The 1,771-nt window shown below is 58.8% G+C and carries 1 protein-coding gene; it reads right to left on the minus strand.

All coding sequences use genetic code 11. From position 1 onward, the window contains the following. Positions 1–1,771, minus strand: a 1,771-nt coding sequence (locus tag HNP33_RS20790) for a pilus assembly protein (protein WP_267906741.1), incomplete at both ends; no start/stop codon positions are given.

The raw sequence follows: 1,771 nt of genomic DNA on the forward strand, positions 1-1,771 counted from the left end.
TCATACATCTCCATGTTCTTGAGCAGACGCTCACCCACAGCCGGCAAGTCCATGTACCAGCCATTCTTCGTCGTCAACCAGTACTTGGTTTTCGTGTCGTCTGTCTCGTACAGCGCAACATCTTCCACAACGCGACCCGCCCCCGGCACCGCACTGTTGCCCGAGATATTGGCCGCTTCAATGGAGCGCTTGACCAGCCCTGCCGCAGTCACCCCCGTGCCCAGCACTGCCGGCGTTGGACACCCGCTCAGAGTGCAGACCTTCAACTGCTTTTTCGTCTCATCGGTATAGCGCAACTGGTAACGGGTGTTATCCAGCACCGAATACAAGGTTTGAACCTCAACACTGTTGGGATCGTTTGTCGTCACATTGCGCCCCGTGCCGAAGGACACCATCATGCCGCCCACAGCTTCAACCTTGTCTGCCTTGCAAGACTTGATCCCGCCCACCGTTTGAAACTCCAGGCATTTCTTGCGGTCATTGGCCCGCACGGTGGGCGCCACCGTAATGGGCTGAACGTTGTTACGCGCGCTCGATGTCAAGGAGGATGGCCCGCGCGCCGTAAACAATGGGCTGCCGCTGAACGCCACCCCCCATTGGCTGGCATTGTCACTGGTCAGGTCAAACTTCCATATATTGCCCAGGTTGTCGCCTGCGTACGCAATGTCAATGTAGCCATCCCCATTGAGATCGACCAGCCTCGGCGCCGATAGACCGTTGTCCCTCGCGTTGCCAGTGCCCGCCGTCTCCGTTGTCGTTGGTATCCGCAGCAGCTCCCGGCCGCCGTCCAGATACTGGATCAACAATACCGGGCGTTGATTGGTGCTGTTGTAGCCATTGCCCATCACTGCTGCCCAGCGGCCATTGTTCATGCGCGTAATCTGGGTTGTGCGCATGGGGTCGTTCTCGTCCAGCACCGGCTTGGCGGTGATGTGACCGATGTCCTTTTCTTCTTCTGCAGCTTTTTCGCAGAAAGTCTTCTCGGCTGAGTTATTGGCAAAGGAGGCGCAGTTGCGCACGTCAGCCGTTGCGCGTGTGCGATCCACTTTGACCAAGGCGCTTGCGTTGGTCTCCGTAAACGCCGGCGCAACGGAGGCGCTGCCAGTTACCGGGTTGGTGACGTCCAGTACAAAATAGCCCTTCCCGCCCGCACCCAGCGTGCCCACCAACAAGGTTCGCCAGTCAGGCTGGTAGAAGGAGCCGCTGCCCCCGGTGATCACTCTGCCCAGCTCGACATCACCGGTCATGGGCGAGCCGTCTACGTAGTATTGGTGGTTGTAGCTGGGGCTGGCCAGATCTTTCAACGACGCGATAACGCCTTGAGGGACGTAGGCGATTTTCTCGGCCCCGTCCGTGGCAGAAAAGCCATGCAGCATGCCATCGTTGCCTCCGACATAGATCATGGGTGTGCGGCTCTTTTGCGTACGCACAAAACTGCTGTACCCCTGCAGCGCATAGGTGCCCGCTGGCGCGCCCGTGTACCAAACACCAGAATTGATGATGTCGCCCTGAACACTGTCGCGCTTGCGAAATGGCTGGGTGGAGGTCGCTCCACCATCGGGTGCCTCGGCAGTTCGCACGCCTCGGATGTAACCAAGAACATCTTGCCCACTGGTCGCCAGGGGGGTGGTTGTGTTCAAGCCCAGTTTGGCGTTTTGCGCCGTGCTCAGATACGACTGACTGGTAGACCATTTGAAGGCCACGCCTCCCTTCTCTACCGAGGCCGATCCCGCTGCGACGAGCTGATCACTCCAACTGAGGATAAGTCGGT

The organism is Comamonas odontotermitis (assembly GCF_014207855.1).
Lineage (GTDB): Bacteria > Pseudomonadota > Gammaproteobacteria > Burkholderiales > Burkholderiaceae_C > Comamonas > Comamonas odontotermitis_A.